Origin of the sequence: Thauera terpenica 58Eu, from assembly GCF_000443165.1 — a bacterium.
GTDB classification, from domain to species: Bacteria; Pseudomonadota; Gammaproteobacteria; order Burkholderiales; family Rhodocyclaceae; genus Thauera; species Thauera terpenica.
The window spans coordinates 1-16363 of sequence record NZ_ATJV01000044.1 but is presented as its reverse complement, the minus strand read 5'-3'; the positions used below and the strand labels follow the sequence as shown (position 1 = coordinate 16363).

At 64.1% G+C, this 16363-nt stretch carries 15 protein-coding genes; 4 read left to right on the top strand and 11 right to left on the bottom strand.

The window, feature by feature from the left end; translation table 11 throughout:
- Nucleotides 1-8 precede the first annotated feature (8 nt).
- On the bottom strand, nucleotides 9-1208 hold the full coding sequence (gene tyrS, locus M622_RS25485; protein ID WP_021248411.1) for a tyrosine--tRNA ligase: 1200 nt from the start codon (nucleotides 1206-1208) through the stop codon (nucleotides 9-11).
- An 88-nt stretch (nucleotides 1209-1296) separates the two neighbouring features.
- Between tyrS and M622_RS25480 the strand changes: the two genes are divergently transcribed.
- Entirely contained in the window at nucleotides 1297-2622 is a 1326-nt protein-coding gene (locus M622_RS25480) for a M23 family metallopeptidase (RefSeq protein ID WP_031346424.1), read from the top strand.
- An 81-nt stretch (nucleotides 2623-2703) separates the two neighbouring features.
- Here M622_RS25480 and erpA read toward each other — a convergent pair whose 3' ends face one another.
- The 4 genes from erpA to rplM all read right to left on the bottom strand — a co-directional run bounded on the left by erpA (nucleotide 2704) and on the right by rplM (nucleotide 5184).
- Nucleotides 2704-3054, bottom strand: a complete 351-nt coding sequence (gene erpA, locus M622_RS25475) for an iron-sulfur cluster insertion protein ErpA (protein ID WP_021248409.1) — start codon at nucleotides 3052-3054, stop codon at nucleotides 2704-2706.
- A 93-nt stretch (nucleotides 3055-3147) separates the two neighbouring features.
- Nucleotides 3148-4185, bottom strand: a complete 1038-nt coding sequence (gene argC, locus M622_RS25470) for an N-acetyl-gamma-glutamyl-phosphate reductase (protein ID WP_021248408.1) — start codon at nucleotides 4183-4185, stop codon at nucleotides 3148-3150.
- 164 nt (nucleotides 4186-4349) lie between these two features.
- Nucleotides 4350-4742, bottom strand: coding sequence for a 30S ribosomal protein S9 (gene rpsI / locus M622_RS25465; protein ID WP_021248407.1), 393 nt, complete (start codon nucleotides 4740-4742; stop codon nucleotides 4350-4352).
- Nucleotides 4743-4755: 13 nt separating this feature from the next.
- On the bottom strand, nucleotides 4756-5184 hold the full coding sequence (gene rplM, locus M622_RS25460; RefSeq protein ID WP_021248406.1) for a 50S ribosomal protein L13: 429 nt from the start codon (nucleotides 5182-5184) through the stop codon (nucleotides 4756-4758).
- Between the two features lie 601 nt (nucleotides 5185-5785).
- On the opposite strand from rplM, the gene M622_RS25455 reads away from it, so the two are divergent.
- Nucleotides 5786-6205, top strand: coding sequence for an OsmC family protein (locus M622_RS25455; protein ID WP_021248404.1), 420 nt, complete (start codon nucleotides 5786-5788; stop codon nucleotides 6203-6205).
- A gap of 62 nt (nucleotides 6206-6267) precedes the next feature.
- Here the strand turns inward: M622_RS25455 and coq7 are convergent, their stop codons facing one another.
- Genes coq7 through M622_RS25445 form a run of 3 tightly spaced genes read right to left on the bottom strand, consistent with a single transcriptional unit; the run spans nucleotide 6268 to nucleotide 8019 of the window.
- On the bottom strand, nucleotides 6268-6888 hold the full coding sequence (gene coq7, locus M622_RS25450) for a 2-polyprenyl-3-methyl-6-methoxy-1,4-benzoquinone monooxygenase (protein ID WP_021248403.1): 621 nt from the start codon (nucleotides 6886-6888) through the stop codon (nucleotides 6268-6270).
- Nucleotides 6888-7418 (bottom strand): CNP1-like family protein, encoded by a 531-nt coding sequence (locus M622_RS0119940; protein ID WP_031346423.1) that lies wholly within the window; start codon nucleotides 7416-7418, stop codon nucleotides 6888-6890. Before M622_RS0119940 ends, coq7 begins: the two co-directional genes overlap by 1 nt.
- Before the next feature lie 43 nt (nucleotides 7419-7461).
- Complete coding sequence (locus M622_RS25445; RefSeq protein WP_021248401.1) at nucleotides 7462-8019, bottom strand: RNA pyrophosphohydrolase; 558 nt, start codon at nucleotides 8017-8019, stop codon at nucleotides 7462-7464.
- 170 nt (nucleotides 8020-8189) lie between these two features.
- Here M622_RS25445 and M622_RS25440 point away from each other — a divergent pair, with 170 nt between their 5' ends.
- Together M622_RS25440 and M622_RS25435 are read left to right on the top strand one after the other, a co-directional pair.
- Nucleotides 8190-9938: a proline--tRNA ligase gene (locus M622_RS25440; protein ID WP_021248400.1), complete on the top strand. Its 1749-nt coding sequence runs from the start codon at nucleotides 8190-8192 to the stop codon at nucleotides 9936-9938.
- 6 nt (nucleotides 9939-9944) lie between these two features.
- The gene (locus M622_RS25435; RefSeq protein ID WP_021248399.1) at nucleotides 9945-10595 is read left to right on the top strand and encodes a lytic transglycosylase domain-containing protein; all 651 of its coding nucleotides are present in this window, start codon (nucleotides 9945-9947) and stop codon (nucleotides 10593-10595) included.
- A gap of 30 nt (nucleotides 10596-10625) precedes the next feature.
- Here M622_RS25435 and tldD read toward each other — a convergent pair whose 3' ends face one another.
- The 3 genes from tldD to M622_RS25420 all read right to left on the bottom strand — a co-directional run bounded on the left by tldD (nucleotide 10626) and on the right by M622_RS25420 (nucleotide 16292).
- Nucleotides 10626-12071, bottom strand: coding sequence for a metalloprotease TldD (tldD, locus tag M622_RS25430; RefSeq protein WP_021248398.1), 1446 nt, complete (start codon nucleotides 12069-12071; stop codon nucleotides 10626-10628).
- Between the two features lie 77 nt (nucleotides 12072-12148).
- Nucleotides 12149-13009, bottom strand: coding sequence for a carbon-nitrogen hydrolase family protein (locus M622_RS25425; RefSeq protein ID WP_031346422.1), 861 nt, complete (start codon nucleotides 13007-13009; stop codon nucleotides 12149-12151).
- 79 nt (nucleotides 13010-13088) lie between these two features.
- The gene (locus M622_RS25420) at nucleotides 13089-16292 is read right to left on the bottom strand and encodes a YhdP family protein (RefSeq protein ID WP_084520676.1); all 3204 of its coding nucleotides are present in this window, start codon (nucleotides 16290-16292) and stop codon (nucleotides 13089-13091) included.
- Nucleotides 16293-16363: the final 71 nt, after the last annotated feature.

Below are 16363 nucleotides of genomic sequence, written 5' to 3'. Positions count from 1 at the left end.
CACCCGGTTCACGACAGCACCACCGCGGCAAATTTACGCTTGCCCACCTGCAGCACCACCTTCTCACCGGCGCACAAGCGCAAGCCCTTGTCGTCGGCACGCTCACCATTGAGGCGCACCGCGCCTTGTTCGATCATGCGCATCGCCTCGGAAGTGCTGCCGGTCAAACCCGCCTGCTTGAGCACCTGGAACAGCGCCAGGCCCTCGCTGCCTGCCACGATCGTGACCTCCGGAAGGTCTTCAGGAATGGCATTGCGCTGAAAACGCGCCTCGAAGTCGGCAAGCGCCTCTTCTGCTGCACGTGCGCCATGGAAGCGTGCGACCAGCTCCTGCGCCAGCATCACCTTGACGTCGCGCGGATTGCGCCCGTCCTCGACCGCGCGCTTCAGTGCTGTAATTTCCGTGCTGGAGCGAAAGGACAGCAAGTCGTAATAGCGCCACATCAGGATGTCCGACACCGACATGGTCTTGCCGAAGATCTCCTTGGGCGCCTCGGAAATGCCGATGTAGTTGCCCAGTGACTTGGACATCTTGTTGACGCCGTCAAGCCCTTCGAGCAAGGGCATCATCACCACGCATTGCGGTGGCTGACCATAGTGCTTCTGCAGTTCACGCCCCATCAGCAGGTTGAAGCGCTGATCGGTTCCGCCCAGCTCGACGTCGGCCTTCATCGCCACCGAGTCGTAGCCCTGAACAAGCGGGTAGAGGAACTCGTGAATGGCGATGGGCTGATTACTGCCATAACGCTTGGCAAAGTCGTCCCGCTCCAGCATGCGCGCCACCGTCTGATGCGAGGCGAGGCGAATCATGTCGGCGGCGCCGAGCTTGTCCATCCAGGTCGAGTTGAAGCAGATCTCGGTCTTGTCCGGATCGAGGATCTTGAACACCTGATCCTCGTAGGTGCGGGCGTTGTCCATGATCTGTTCGCGCGACAGGGGCGGGCGCGTGGTGTTCTTGCCGCTCGGATCACCGATCATGCCGGTGAAATCGCCGATCAGGAACTGGACCCGATGGCCGAGTTCCTGGAAATGCCGCAGCTTGTTGATCAACACCGTGTGACCGAGATGAAGGTCGGGCGCGGTCGGGTCGAAGCCCGCCTTCACGCGCAAGGGGCGGCCGCTCTTGAGGCGTTCGATCAGCTCGACCTCGAGCAAGAGCGCATCGGTGCCACGTTTGATCAGCTCGATGGCCGCCGAAACATCAGTCATTCAATTTCTCCAAAAATACCTTTCCGACCGCGTGGATAACTTTGTTAAACTCGCAAAAGTTTTTTGGCCATCCAGACCCAGTGAGCTTATGCAGGCAAGAAAAACCCGAATTCTAGCCGAACTGCCGGCACAACTCCTCACCCGTCCGCGCCCCTGGCTGCTGACGCTTGTCGTTGGCACCTCCTTGATGGGCGTGGTTGCGGCCACCGCCGTTGCCCCAGACAGCGACACCGCGGGGGTCATCGTGCGCCCGGTCATCGAAACCCTGCCCGCACCCAGCATCGCCATCGAAACCGACAACGAACTGCCCTTCGTATACAACGAACGCATCCAGCCTGGCGACACCCTGCAGTCCCTGTTCCTGCGCCTGGGCATAGAGGATGACGAGGCGCTCGCCTTCCTGTCCGGCGCGGATGAAGGCAAGCAGGCCATTCGCCAGCTGCGCGCCGGGCGCTCGGTGATGGCGATGGTGCGCAGCGACGGACAGCTCGTTTCCTTCAGCTTGCCGGTGGGCAACAGCGGACGGAACCTGCTGCTCGAGCGCGACGACAAGCTCGCGCTGCAGCTGCGCCAGTCCGATGGCGCGGCCCAGAGCACCCTGGTTGAAATGCGCTCGGGCGTGATCCGTAGCTCGCTCTACGGCGCCACTGATGAGGCCGGCGTTCCCGACAGCGTCGCCACGCAGATGGCCGAAATTTTTGGCACCGAGATCGATTTTCATACCGATCTGCGCAAGGACGACCGCTTCAATGTGGTCTACGAAGCGATCTACGAAGACGGCAACGCCGTGCGTGCGGGCCGCATCCTGGCGGCCGAGTTCATCAATGACGGCAAGCGCCACGCCGTCGTGCTGCATCGCAGCCCGAGCGGCAAGGAGCAGTACTACACCGACGACGGCCGCAGCCTGCGCCAGGGTTTCCTGCGCTCGCCGCTGGAGTTCTCACGCATCAGTTCCAGCTTCGGTCGTCGCCTGCATCCGATCAAGAACAACTGGCGCGACCACAAGGGAACCGATTTTGCAGCGCCGACCGGCACCCCGATCAAGGCCAGCTCGGACGGCGTGGTCGATCTGGCTGCCGTGCAGAACGGCTACGGCAATATCGTCATCCTCAAGCACCGCGGCAACATCTCCACCGCCTATGCGCACCTCAACGCCTTTGCCAAGGGCATTCGCAAGGGCCAGAGCGTCAGCCAGGGCGACATCATTGGTTACGTCGGCAGCACCGGATGGGCGACCGGTCCGCACCTGCACTACGAGGTCCGCATCAACAACGTGGCGCAAAACCCGATGACGGTCGAACTGCCCATGGCAGACGCACTCAGCCCCAAGGAGCTGATCGCCTTTCGCCGCGACACTGCCGATCTACGCAATCGCTTTGCACTGCTGAACTACGAGCTGGCGAGCGCGGACTGAGCTGCTCACGCCGCATCCCGGCGTGTCAGGGCAAAAAAAACGGGGCGCCGCAGCGCCCCATTTTTTTGTGTGCTCAAGACCTCATGCGCTGAATGACGAGCCGCAGCCGCAGGTGCTGGTGGCACCGGGGTTGCGGATCACGAACTGCGAACCCTCCAGACCCTCGGTGTAGTCGATCTCGGCGCCCAGCAGATACTGGTAGCTCATCGGATCGATCAGCAGCATGACCCCGTTCTTCTCATAGGTCGTATCGTCTTCGCTCACCTCTTCGTCAAAGGTGAAGCCATATTGAAAGCCCGAGCATCCGCCACCGCTGACGAACACACGCAGCTTCAGCTCGGGGTTGCCTTCTTCCTCGATCAGTTCGCGCACCTTGTTGGCCGCGTTGTCGGTGAAGATCAGGATGTCGGGGGTTGCGACTTCTGCGCTCATGATTTCTCCTCTGTGGGGCTGTGCCGCGAATGATGCTTCATCCGCGCGGCAATCGTCAAAGTCTCGGATCGTGTTTCACGCGGGAGGTTCCCGTCACGGACTCACCGGCACGATATCCAGTCCCGCCTCTTCGTCGAAGCCGAACATGATGTTGAGGTTCTGCACGGCCTGCCCAGCTGCCCCCTTGACCAGATTGTCGATGACCGATAGCACGACAAGGGTATCGCCCCCCTGAGGACGATGCACGGCGATACGGCACAGATTGGATGCCCGCACCGAACGCGTCTCCGGATGGCTGCCTGCCGGCATCACGTCAACGAAAGCCTCGCCCTCGTAACGCTTCTCGAATAGCGCCTGCAGGTCAGGCAGGTCGACACCAGGCTTGATGCGTCCGTACAGCGTTGCATGGATGCCACGAATCATCGGCGTCAGATGAGGCACGAAGGTCAGGCCAACGCACTCACCCGCCACCAGGGACAGGCCCTGGCTGATTTCAGGCAGATGGCGGTGGCCGGCCACACCATAGGCCTTGAAGCTGTCGGCGGCCTCGGGCAGCAAGGTGTGGATCTCGGCCTTGCGCCCTGCACCGGACACGCCCGACTTTGCGTCAGCGATCAGGTGCGCGTTATCGATCAGGCCGGCCTCGATCAAGGGCAGGAAGCCGAGCTGAACGGCGGTCGGATAACAACCCGGGTTGGCCAGCACACGTGCGCCACGAATCTGTTCGCGATTGAGCTCGGGCAGGCCATAAACCGCTTCTGCCACGAGTTCGGGCGCGGCATGCTCCAAGCCATACCACTTCTGCCACTCGGCAATATCGCGGATGCGGAAGTCGGCTGCCAGATCGATCACACGCACACCGGCCGCCACAAGCTGTGCCGCCTGCTGCATCGCGATGCCGTTGGGCGTGGCAAAGAAAACCACATCGCAGGCCTCGAGACGCGCTTCCTGAGGCGTGACGAACTTCAGCCCGACACGCCGCCGCAGACTGGGGAACATGTCCGCAACCGCCATGCCGGCATCGCCACGCGACGTGATCGCCACCAACTCGACCTCAGGGTGACGTGACAGCAGGCGCAACAACTCCACGCCCGTGTACCCGGTACCCCCGACAACACCCACCTTGATCATCTCGCTTCCTTTATTGCGCTCAGGACACGGCGACAATTATCGCACTCTCACACCTCAAACGGCAGCGAGGACGCAGGGACCGCACAACGCCGGCCGCTCGCAGCCCCGCCAGGAAAAGCAAAAAGCCGCCCCTGAGGACGGCTTCTGCATGCAGCACCAGAGGCTTAACGCTTGGAGAACTGCTTGGCCCGACGCGCTTTGCGCAGACCCACTTTCTTCCGTTCAACTTCACGTGCATCGCGCGTGATGAAGCCAGCGCCACGCAGTTCACCCTTCAGTTCGACGTTGTAATCGACCAGCGCACGGGTGATGCCGTGACGCAGGGCGCCGGCCTGGCCTGATTCGCCACCACCGGTCACGTTTGCCATGATGTCGAACTTGTCGACATTACCGGTCAGAACCAGCGGCTGGCGTACGATCATGCGACCGGTTTCACGCGAGAAAAATTCGTCTACCGGCTTGCCATTGACGACGATGTTACCGGTACCCGGTTTCATGAACACGCGCGCAACCGCTGTCTTGCGACGACCGGTTCCGTAGTTGTAAGTCACAGCCATTTATCGGCTCCTGTCAGATCTCGAGAATTTGCGGCTGCTGAGCGGTGTGCGGATGCGACGGCCCCGCGTAGCACTTCAGCTTCTTAAGCATGGCGTAGCCCAGCGGGCCCTTTGGCAGCATGCCCTTCACCGCCTTCTCGAGCACGCGTTCGGGAAAGCGCTGCTGGAGCTTGGTGAAGTTGGTTTCGTAGATACCGCCCGGGTAACCCGAGTGACGGTAGTACTTCTTGTCCTGCGCCTTGTTACCGGTCACACGCAGCTTCTCTACGTTGACCACGACGATGAAATCGCCGGTATCAACGTGAGGGGTGTAGATGGCCTTATGCTTGCCGCGCAGGCGACGAGCCACTTGGGCAGCAAGACGGCCAAGCACCTTGTCCGTGCCGTCGACAACGAACCAGTCGCGCTTGACCTCGTGCGGCTTGGCAGAAAACGTCTTCATTTGAAACCTCGATTTTTGTCAGGCCGGATATGCGGGCCGTCAAACGGAAAGCTCGCAATCTTAATGAGATCAGGGCCTGCCTGTCAATGATTAAGACACGCAAGCCGCACAGATAAAAAAAACGCAGTCCGCGAGGACTGCGTTAAATCCACACCAAAGGAGGAGGGTGGAGGAGACACTGTTTGGATCGGCGCGTCAATGTAGCCGCGTCAGCGATCCGACTGAGATGAATTATCCACACCACGCACGCTTCACGCAAGAGCATTTTGTGCATTGCACGATAATTGTTCTGATCCTGCTATAAGCCATCTTTATTTAATCGCAAAATATTGTTTTATATCAATTTTCAACCATAGGCCAGCCGCCTGAAAGCGCGTCACAAGGCTGACAAGACACGCCTCCCGACTGTCTTTTGTGCACCGCATGAATACCATGCCGTATTGTTGCGACAGCGCGGCCAGAGCCACCGCATCCCCCGCCTGCACCACCCAGCAAGGCCGGCGCCTTGTGCCGGCAGCCGGTCCGGTAGAATTCGTGCCCACGCACGCACCCACTCAACGGGTGCGTGCCAAAGCACCACTTACTAAAGGAGAAGGCAAATATGGAATGCACCATCAAATGGCTCGATGGCATGAGCTTCGTCGCTGAAACGGGAAGCGGTCACTTGCTCGCGATGGATGGCGCGCCTGAGGCTGGCGGCCGCAACCTGGCGCCACGCCCGATGGAGCTGATGCTGGCAGGCGCAGGTGGTTGCACCGCTTTCGACGTCGTGCTCATCCTCAAGCGTGGCCGTCATGACATACGTGGCTGCAGCGTCCGACTCGAGGCCGAGCGCGCCGACACCGATCCGAAGGTCTTCACCCGCGTGCGTTTCATCTACACCCTTAGCGGACGCAAACTCAAGCGCGACGCGGTAGAGCGCGCCATCCATCTGTCCGCCGAAAAATACTGCTCGGCATCGATCATGCTCGGCAAGACGGCAGAGATCTCGCATGAATTCGAGATCGTTGAAGCCGACTGAGCACGGAGCAACTGCGCATCGCGGGCCAGCCTGCCCTCACCCGCCCCACCATGAACTGTGGTTCAGATGCGGTAAGTCAGCGTCGTCATCAGCTTGGCCGCCATCCGCATCACCCCCTTGACGGGGGCAGGCAACTCATGCGCACCCAGCCTCAGCGCGGTCTCCGCGTGCTCGATCTCATCACTTTTCATCTGCTCCACGATCGCACGCGACTTCCGATCGTCTGCTGGCAGCGTGTCGAGGTGTGTCTTGAGGTGATTCTCCACCTGACGCTCGGTCTCGGCGAGAAAACCCAGATTCCAGCGATCGCCGAAGCGCCCGGCAAACAGACCCAGGGCGAGCGCGCCGCCGTACCACAGCGGATTGAGCAGGCTCTTGCGCCCGCCAAGCTCGGCGATACGGCGCTCGGTCCACGCAAGATGCTCGGTCTCCTCCCGCGAGGCCTGGCGCAGCGCATCGCGGATCGCGGGGTCTTGCGACATCATCGCCTGCCCCTGATACAGGGCCTGGGCGCAAATCTCGCCGACATGATTCACCCGCATCAGGGCGGCGGCGTGGAGGCGCTCTTCCTGCGCCAGATCGGCCTCGGGCAGATCCGCCCCCGGCACCTGACGCACGCTTTGGGCAGGCGCGAACACGGTGCGCAGGGCGCGGTCGAATTCGGTGATGGCGTTGTCAATCATCATCGGGCTCCGAAAGGTTGGAACACGTCACGCGGCGAGCGCAGCAAGCGCAGGGCGTGCTCGCGATCGCGCGGCGGCGCCGGGCCGTCACAGAAGTAGTCGTAGGCCAGCGCTGCGCGCGGACGGTTGTAGGCGTTGTCGTTGATAGCTTGCCACGCGCTGTTCTTCAGCGGTGTCCACTCGCCGTCCCGACGTGCGCTGGCATAGATGCGCCGCTCACCTGTTGCGCAGCGCAAACCTTCGAAGGTGATGTTCTCGGCGCCGCCGGGCGTGCGCACCACCAGCGTGTAACGCACGACCTGGTCCGCCCCGACGCTGACGCTGCCTTCATCGATGAAAAAGCTGTTGGGCGAGGCACTGCTGACGAAGAAAGGCCGCAGACGCGACTCCTCCACCGCCGGCGGCAAGCTGAGCTCGCCCTCCGTCCAGTCCGAATCGGTCTCGACCAGCCAAGCACCGAAGGCGGCGCCAGACCAGCACGCGAAGGCGACACAAGCGCCGCCAAAACTACGTCTTAAACGGGAATGCAAGCGCGTGAATCTCCACAGGAAAAACGTCTCATCCGCACCGCACTCAAGGCGGCGACCTGCCCAGCACCACCTTGAGCGGCGCTTCCGGCTCAGCTACACGGTAACTCTCAGGCATGTCAAACGCCCGTGAACGGAACAGGATGCGGGCCAGTTCCACCAACGCCATCTGGTACACCAGACGCTTGAAATCGATCACCGCATCGAGCGGCACCCAATAATTACTCCACCGCCAGGCATCGAATTCCGGATGTGAGCTCGCGCGCAGACTGACGTCAGAATCTCGCCCCACCAGCCGCAACAGATACCAGATCTGTTTCTGTCCGCGGTAGGAGTTGCGCCATTCGCGCCGTATCCAGTTCCTTGGAACCTCATAGCGCAGCCAGCCGCGCGTGCGACCGAGGATCTTGACGTGCTCAGGACGCAGACCGACTTCCTCGAACAGTTCCCGATACATGGCCTGCTCCGGCGACTCACCGTGCTTGATGCCACCTTGCGGGAACTGCCAGGAATGCTCGCGTATGCGCTTGCCCCAGAAAACCTCGTTGCGCGCATTTACCAGAATGATGCCGACGTTAGGGCGAAAGCCTTCACGATCAAGCATGTTTAACCTTCAAATTCGGTTTGTTAGCACCGATTTTTCCACACTTGCGGTCGGTTTGAAAGCGCACCATTGCTGTGCATGGGCTACTCTGGCCCGTGCAAGCGCCTGTTGCAGTGATGCCTTGCGCTAGAATTCCGCGCTCGACAACGCCTTTCAAGCCAAAGACTCCCATGCGCGCCAGCCAGTTCCATCTCTTCACTCTCAAGGAAGCCCCCTCCGACGCCGAGGTCGTCAGCCAGAAGCTGATGCTGCGCGCCGGCATGATCCGCAAGGCCGCAGCCGGCATCTACAGTTACATGCCCCTGGGCCTGCGCTCGATCCGCAAGGTTGAGACCATCATCCGCGAAGAGATGGACCGCGCCGGCGCCATGGAGCTGACCATGCCGCTGGTGCAGCCTGCCGAGCTGTGGCAGGAGACCGGGCGCTGGGACACCATGGGCCCGGAGATGCTGCGCCTGCAGGACAGGCACGATCGCGACTTCGCGCTGCAGCCGACCTCGGAGGAGGTCGTCACCGACATCGCGCGCCAGGAAATCAAGAGCTACCGCCAGCTGCCGAAGAACTTCTACCAGATCCAGACCAAATTCCGTGACGAGCGCCGGCCGCGCTTTGGCGTCATGCGCGGGCGCGAATTCACCATGAAGGACGCCTACTCCTTCGACCGCAGCAAAGAAGCCGCCGGCCACAGCTACGCGCTCATGTTCGCCACCTACACACGCATCTTCGACCGCATCGGCCTCGACTACCGCGCGGTGGCGGCTGACACCGGCGCCATCGGCGGCGACCGCTCGCACGAATTCCAGGTCATCGCCGACACCGGCGAGGACGCCATCGTGTACTGCCCTGACTCCGACTATGCCGCCAACATCGAGCTGGCCGAGGCCGTGTCGCTGCTCGAGCATCGCGCCGAACCAGGCCAGGCGCTGGAAAAAACCCCGACCCCGGGCAGCGCCACCTGCGCCGACGTCGCCGCCCTGCTCCAGGTGCCGCTCGCCACCACGGTGAAGTCACTCGTACTCGCCACCGACGATGTCGACGCCAAGGGCGAGCCCGCCGGAGTCACGCTGTGGCTGCTGCTGGTGCGCGGCGACCACAGCCTCAACGAGATCAAGACAAGCAAGCTCGACGGTCTGAAGACGGGTTTCCGCTTCGCCACCGAAGCCGAGATCGACGAGCACTTCGGCTGCAAGCCAGGCTACCTCGGCCCCATCGGACTGCAAAAACCGGTCAAGCTCATTGCCGATCGCACGGTCGCGCACATGTCCGACTTCATCTGTGGCGCCAACGATGCCGACTTCCACTTCACCGGGGTGAATTGGGGCCGCGATCTGCCCGAGCCTGACGTGGTCGCCGACATCCGCAACGTCGTCGAGGGCAACCCCAGCCCGGACGGCAAGGGCACACTCGCCATCCAGCGCGGCATTGAGGTCGGCCACGTGTTCTACCTTGGCGACAAATACTCCAAGGTGATGAACGCCACCTTCCTCGATGAGGACGGCAAGCCCAAGCACTTCGAGATGGGCTGCTACGGCATCGGCGTGACCCGCATCCTGGGCGCCGCGATCGAGCAGAACCACGACGCCCGCGGCATCATCTGGCCGACGGCGATCGCGCCCTTCGAAGTGGTGATCTGCCCGGTGGGCTGGGGCAAGTCGCAAGCAGTGCGCGATGAAGCACAAAAGCTCTACGAAGCGCTGCGCGCGCAAGGCGTGGACGTCATTCTCGACGACCGCGACGAGCGCCCGGGGGTGATGTTCGCCGACTGGGAACTCATCGGCGTGCCCCATCGCGTCACCATCGGCGAGCGCGGTCTGAAGGAAGGCGTGGTGGAATATCAGGGCCGGCGCGAGGCCGAAGTCAGCAAGCTCGCGCTCGACACCATCGCCGCCCACCTCCTGGGCGCACTCGGCCAGGCCTGAGCCATCATGCCCGCCCACAGCTCCGGTTTGCGCGCGCTGATCGCAGGACTTGCGCTCACGCTGTGCAGTGGCGCAGCGCAGGCCGGGGCGCAGCAATATGAGCCGCTTGCCGCCAGCGTGCGCGCCGCCCTGCATGAAGCAGTCAGTGACGCGGTGGCGCCGACCTTGCCCATCCCGGACGCGGGCGAGCGCAGCCTGTGGCTGACGGAGATGTCACGCCGCCTGCAAAAGCGCATTCCGGACGAAAACTACCGCAAGGCCTTGCTCACCAGCATCCACTACGAAGCCACCCGCGCCGGGCTGGACCCGCAACTGGTGCTCGGCCTGATTCAGGTCGAGAGCAATTTCCGCAAATACGCGATTTCTTCAGCCAGCGCGCGCGGCTACATGCAGGTGATGCCGTTCTGGCTCAAGGTCATGAACCGCCCGGACGACAACCTCTTCCACCTGCGCACCAACCTGCGTTACGGCTGCACCATCCTGCGCCACTACCTCGACATCGAAAAGGGCGACCTCTTTCGCGCGCTGGGGCGCTACAACGGCAGCCTGGGCAAGGCCGAATACCCCAACCTGGTCCGCACTGCGTGGGAAAAGCACTGGAGCTGGCAGCCGCAGCAAGTCGCCAGCGCCACGGCCACCAAGCCGCCTTCAAACTAGGCGCCGGCCTCAGCCACCCGACCCAGGGCCTCAGGCCGTGCCGCCCACCGTCAGCCCGTCGATACGCAGCGTCGGCTGGCCCACACCCACGGGCACACTCTGGCCTTCCTTGCCGCAGGTGCCCACACCCGGATCGAGCATCATGTCATTGCCGATCATCTTTACTTTGGTCAGCGCATCCGGGCCGTTGCCGATCAAGGTTGCGCCCTTCACCGGCCGCGTGACCTTGCCGTTTTCGATCAGATAGGCCTCGGAGGTGGAGAACACGAACTTGCCCGAGGTGATGTCGACCTGACCGCCGCCGAAGTTCACCGCGTACAAGCCCTTCTTCACCGACTTGATGATCTCTTCCGGGTGCTTGTCGCCATTGAGCATGTAGGTGTTGGTCATGCGCGGCAACGGCAGATGGGCGAAAGACTCGCGCCGGCCGTTGCCGGTCGCCGCCATGCCCATCAGGCGCGCGTTCATCATGTCCTGCATGTAAGCGGTCAGCACCCCATCCTCGATCAGCACCGTGCGCTCGCTCGGGTTGCCCTCGTCATCGATCGACAGTGAGCCCCGCCTGTCCTGCAGCGTGCCGTCATCGACCACGGTGACACCCTTGGCCGCGACCTGCTGGCCGATGCGGCCCGAAAACGCCGAACTGCCCTTGCGGTTGAAGTCGCCCTCCAGGCCGTGACCGATGGCCTCGTGGAGCAGGATGCCCGGCCAGCCCGGGCCCAGCACCACCGGCATGGTGCCGGCCGGCGCCGGATCGGCACCCAGATTGACGCTGGCCTGATGCACGGCAGCGCGCGCGTATTCCTGCAGGCGCTCATCACTGAAGTAGCCGTAATCGTAACGCCCGCCGCCGCCTGCGCTGCCTTGCTCGCGGCGCTCACCTTCTTCCATGATCACCGTGATCGACACCCGCACCAGCGGGCGCACATCCGCCGCCAGATGGCCGTCGCTACGCGCCACCATCACCACCTCCCACGACCCGGCGATGTGCGCCATGACCTGGGTGACGCGCGCGTCCTCGCCGCGGGCGAAGCCCTCCAGGCGCTCGAGCAGCTTGACTTTGGCGGTGTCGTCGAGCGAATCGAGCGGGTCATCGGCACGATAGAGACGCGACTTGAGCTTGTGCGGCACGATGCCCACACGGCGGCGCTCACCGGCAGCGGCGATCGCCCGCGTCGCCGTCGCCGCGCTCAGGAGCGCGTCGAGCGAGATGTCGTCGGAATAGGCGAAGGCGGTCTTCTCACCGCTGATCGCACGCACACCAACGCCTTGTTCGATGTCGAAGCTGCCCGACTTGACGATGCCCTCTTCCAGACTCCAGGCCTCGGAGCGCTGGTACTGAAAATAGAGATCGGCAAAATCGATGTCATGGCGCATCAGCTTGCGGAAAGTCTTCTCCAGCTCGGCCTCCCCCAGACCATGGGGCGAAAGCAGATAACGATCGGCGACGTGCAGCGGGTTTTGGCTCTTGCTCATGCGTAGTCCTTGGGTTTCTTGCCGGCTTGGACCGGCTGGGCGCGCAAACGATCAGCGCCCCGATGAATTCTGCGTGTTCAGCCCATGCGGCGATGACTGAGCGCCGGCAGGCTGGCGCGCACGCCGGCGATGCGTTCGGGCCGGATCTCGGCCAGCACCACGCCCGCCCCTTCCTCACGGCAGGCCAGCACCTCGCCCCAGGGGTCGATGATCATGCTGTGGCCCCAGGTCACGCGACCACTCGCATGGCGCCCACCCTGTGCCGGCGCCATCACGTAGCACTGATTCTCGATCGCACGCGCGCGCAACAACACCTCCCAGTGCGCGCGCCCGGTGGTGTAGGTGAAGGCCGCCGGTACGATGATGAGATCCACCGTGCCCATCGCACGGTAGAGCTCAGGGAAGCGCAGGTCATAACACACCGACAGGCCGATACGGCCCAGCGGCGAATCGAAGGCACACACCGTGCTGCCCGGCTCGATGGTGGCCGCCTCCTCGTAACGCTCTCCACCGCGCTGGAAACTGAACAGATGAACCTTGTCGTAACGCGCCACACGTTCGCCTTGCGCATCGAACACCAGCGTCGTGTTGCGCACCTTGCCCTCGGCATCGGCCATGAGCGGAATCGTGCCGCCCACCAGCCAAACTTCATGGCGCTGCGCGAGTTCGGCGAGAAAGTCCTGCTGCGGTCCACTGCCGTCCGCTTCGCGCACGCGCACCTTGGCCTGCTCGTCGGCGGTGATCAGCGAGAAGTACTCCGGCAAGGCCACCAGGCGCGCACCCGCAGCCGCAGCCTCGGCCACCAGACGGGCGACGGTTTGCAGATTTTGCTCCACATCCGGCCCGGACACGGTCTGGATCGCGGCAATGCGCGTGCTTGCAGGTGTGTCTGACGAGGAGACGGCAGGCGAAAGTGGCGGTGCGGGCGATAGGCTCATGCAGGCTTGGAGGTCCAGGTTGGAGGTTGAAGTGCGGCGGAACTGGCGTGCTCAGCGCTGGCCACAGCGGGCTCCCGCTTCATGGCACGGGGGCGGATTTCCCTGCGCCCAGACGCCTGACTTCGGGATCATCCCAGGTGCCGCGGATTTCGTATTCGTAGGCAAAGAACTTTTCGATTGGATCGCTGAGCGCCTTTTGCGCCAGGTAGGTCAGCACGCCCGCGACCGGATTGAGCAGGCCTGCGGCCGCGCCGATCGCAACCGATTCCGACAGCGTAGGCTGCACCGCCACACGCAGATCCTGGGTTTCCGCCTCGACATCCGCCGTACCACGCATGCGCACCCGCGCCGCCGGCCCACGGATGGAAAGATCTTCGGTGTGCATCACGCCGTCAGCCACGTCGATGCTACCGGAAATGCCATCGAAGGCGAATCCCTCCGAAAACACATCACGAAAGTCGAGCGTGATCCGGCGCGGCAGCGACTGCAGGCTGAGAATGCCCAGCAAGCGCCCGACTCCCGGTTCGAGCTTGTTGAACTGGCCCGCCTCGGCGGCGAGATCCATCCTGCCGGCCAGGCTTGGATAGTCGATACGGGTGGGCGCTCCTTGCCAGCGCACTTGTCCTCCCAGCGTCGCCTTGCCGCCGCGCACGACGTCGTCGTAGCCCAGACGCCTGGAAAAATGGCCGATATCGGCCACCTGCAGGCTGAAGTCGAGCCGGGTCGATTGCTGGCCACGGGTGCGCCACTCGCCGCTGCCCTTGAGCTGGCCGTCGGCGCTGCTCAGCCCGAAGCGCTCGAGCTGCCACACGCCCGCGCGGTTGCGCGCAAACAACTCCAGCCGCCCGAGCTCCTTGCCTCTGAGCAAGAAGCGCTCGGCCACCACGTCGAGCGCGGGCAATTGTCGGGGCGGCGTCTCATCGTGCTCGTGCGCCGAAGCGGACTTGCTCACCGGCTCGTTTCCGTCTTCCTCGCCACCCTCCTCGCCACCGCCCAGGCTCAGGCGCTCGAGGCGGGCGCGCAAGGCGCCCGCGCCGGCATCACGCCAGTCGAGCTCACCGAGCACGCGATCACTCGCGATCTGTGCCCTCCAGCCCCCCTGATCGGCCACGCCGCGCAGGGCGAAGTCATTCACGAGCTGGCCGAAGACCTGCAACTTCTTGACCTCGAGCGAGACCCCCGCCAGCGCAGGGAGCGCAGCGCCACTGCTGCGCGTGGCCTCAAGGCCTGAGCCGTCCGCTGCGGACTCATCGGCCACCGCAGCGGGCACCGCGCGATCGAGCACCCGGCGCCAGGCGTCGGCATCGAAGGCATCGAAACGGGCTGTGACCAGCACGCCCTCCGCCGCACGTGGCAGCACCTCTCCCGCGCGCGCATTGAGCGCGAGCCCCCCACGCAGGGGAGCGCCCGCGCCCGGCCACTCGAGCTCGGCGCGCAGCCACTGCGCCAGTTCCAGCTTGAGCTGCATCGATGACTGCGCGGTGGGCGCATCAAGATCGACGCGCAGCGGCCAGGCCTGAGCTGCGCTCTTGTTGAGTGGTGCGGGCAGACTGGAGGTGAGGCCGAGCAGGTCGGACTCCAGCTTGAGCCGGGTGGCGCCGCGTGCGATGTCAATCCGTGCCTTCCACTCCGCACTACCGGAAACATGATCGAGGAGCGGTGCATCCCACGCTGCCGACAGCGCCGATACGCTGGCCGCGCCGCTGGCCTCGAAGCGCACCGTGCCGTCATCGAGCGTCTGTGCACTGACTCGTGCCGGCGCGCCGAGGAACTGCGCACGCGCCTCGGGCAGGGACAGCGTGTCGGCGGTAAAGCGCAGGCGCCCGCCCGCGTCCTCGAGCACGGGCAGCCCCTCCACCAACCACAGGCGGTTGGCAGCGAAGCGATACTCGCCCTCGACCGTGCTGTCCTCCAGCTGTCGCAGCGGCATCACCAGGCGCAGGTCCAGACGGCCCCTGCCCTGCGCACGCATCGCGTCGGTGAAGCCACCGATGCGCGCGGACACAGGACTGGCCGAGACGAAGCGCAGGAACTCGGCGCTCGGCCCCGCTGCCTTGCCGGTGATGGTCATGACTTCGGAGGGCTGCACATCAAGATCGGGCACGTCAGCGACGACATCGGTCAGCGCAGCACCGAAGATGCGCGCGCGCGCCGCCTCGATACGCATCCCCGGTCCCTCGAAGCGCACCTCCCCGAAGATGCCTTCGATCACCGGCCAACCGGTGGCGTAATCCAGGGTCGCGTTCGCCACCCGGATGACGACGCGAAACTCGCCCTCGCCATCGCGAAAGGGAAACGCGTTGAGCGCGCCGCGCAGGCGCAGGCTGGCCTCGGGCACCTCGGCCTGGCGAATGGAGGTACGCACCCAGTCCTGGGTATGGCTGCCGACAACACGCGGCAGGTAGCGCCACACCGCCGTCCCCTCGGCCCGCGTGAGCTTGGCCTGGAGGTCGATCTCGCCGGCACTGCCCGCTTGCGGCCGGTACACGCCGGACGCATGGCCAGCGGCATCCGGATTCTCGAACTGCGCGCTGTCGAGCGTGATCTCGAGCTGCGCTGCGCGCCGCTGCCAGCCCCCGTCCGCCCGCAGTTGGTCAAACTGCAGGCGGGTGGAATCGAATATCTCGGGCACGTCGACATGCGCGCCACGGCTATCGAGGCGGAAACGCCCGCCACCCTGATCGCCTTCCAGCGTGCCGCTCAGCCCGCCCAGACCCGGCAGTCCGGCGTCCGCGGCAAAGCCAAGATCAGCAAAGCGAGCCGACACCTCCCAGGCTGTTGGCACCACCAGCGCGCCCTCCCAGCGCAGACGCAAGGCGTCCAGCCGGCCGCTGGGCGCAAGCGTGGCAAGTTGCGCGCGCAGCACAGCGTCAAGCGGAAGAAAGGCGGCAAGCCGCGCCAGCGCATCGAAGTCGAGCCGGTTGACGTCGAGACGTCCGCTGCGCCCGAGCATGCCGCCTTCGCCCTCGAACCCGATCGCATCTCCTTCCTCATGACCGGACTGTGCCCGCGCTGCCGCGCCCAGCTGCAGTTCAAGATCGGTCGGCAACAGTGCCAGGCCATCCGCGGCGCGCAGCGTCAGCCCCCGTGTGTGCAACCGGTAGCCTTCGTCATCGCGTTCGACACCGAGGCGACCATCGAGGCGGTCGAGCACCAGCTCGGGCAGGTCTGCATCGAGTTGGGTGCGCACCTGGGCGAGCGCGAGATCGGCCGTCACTGCCCAGGCCGGCGCCGCAGCGCGACCGAATTTCAGCGCACGCGCCAACTCGAAGCCAGCCCCCAAGCCTGACCCTGACCCTGACCCTGACCCTGACCCTGACCCCGAACCCGAACCCCCCCCCGAGCCGGCGTGCG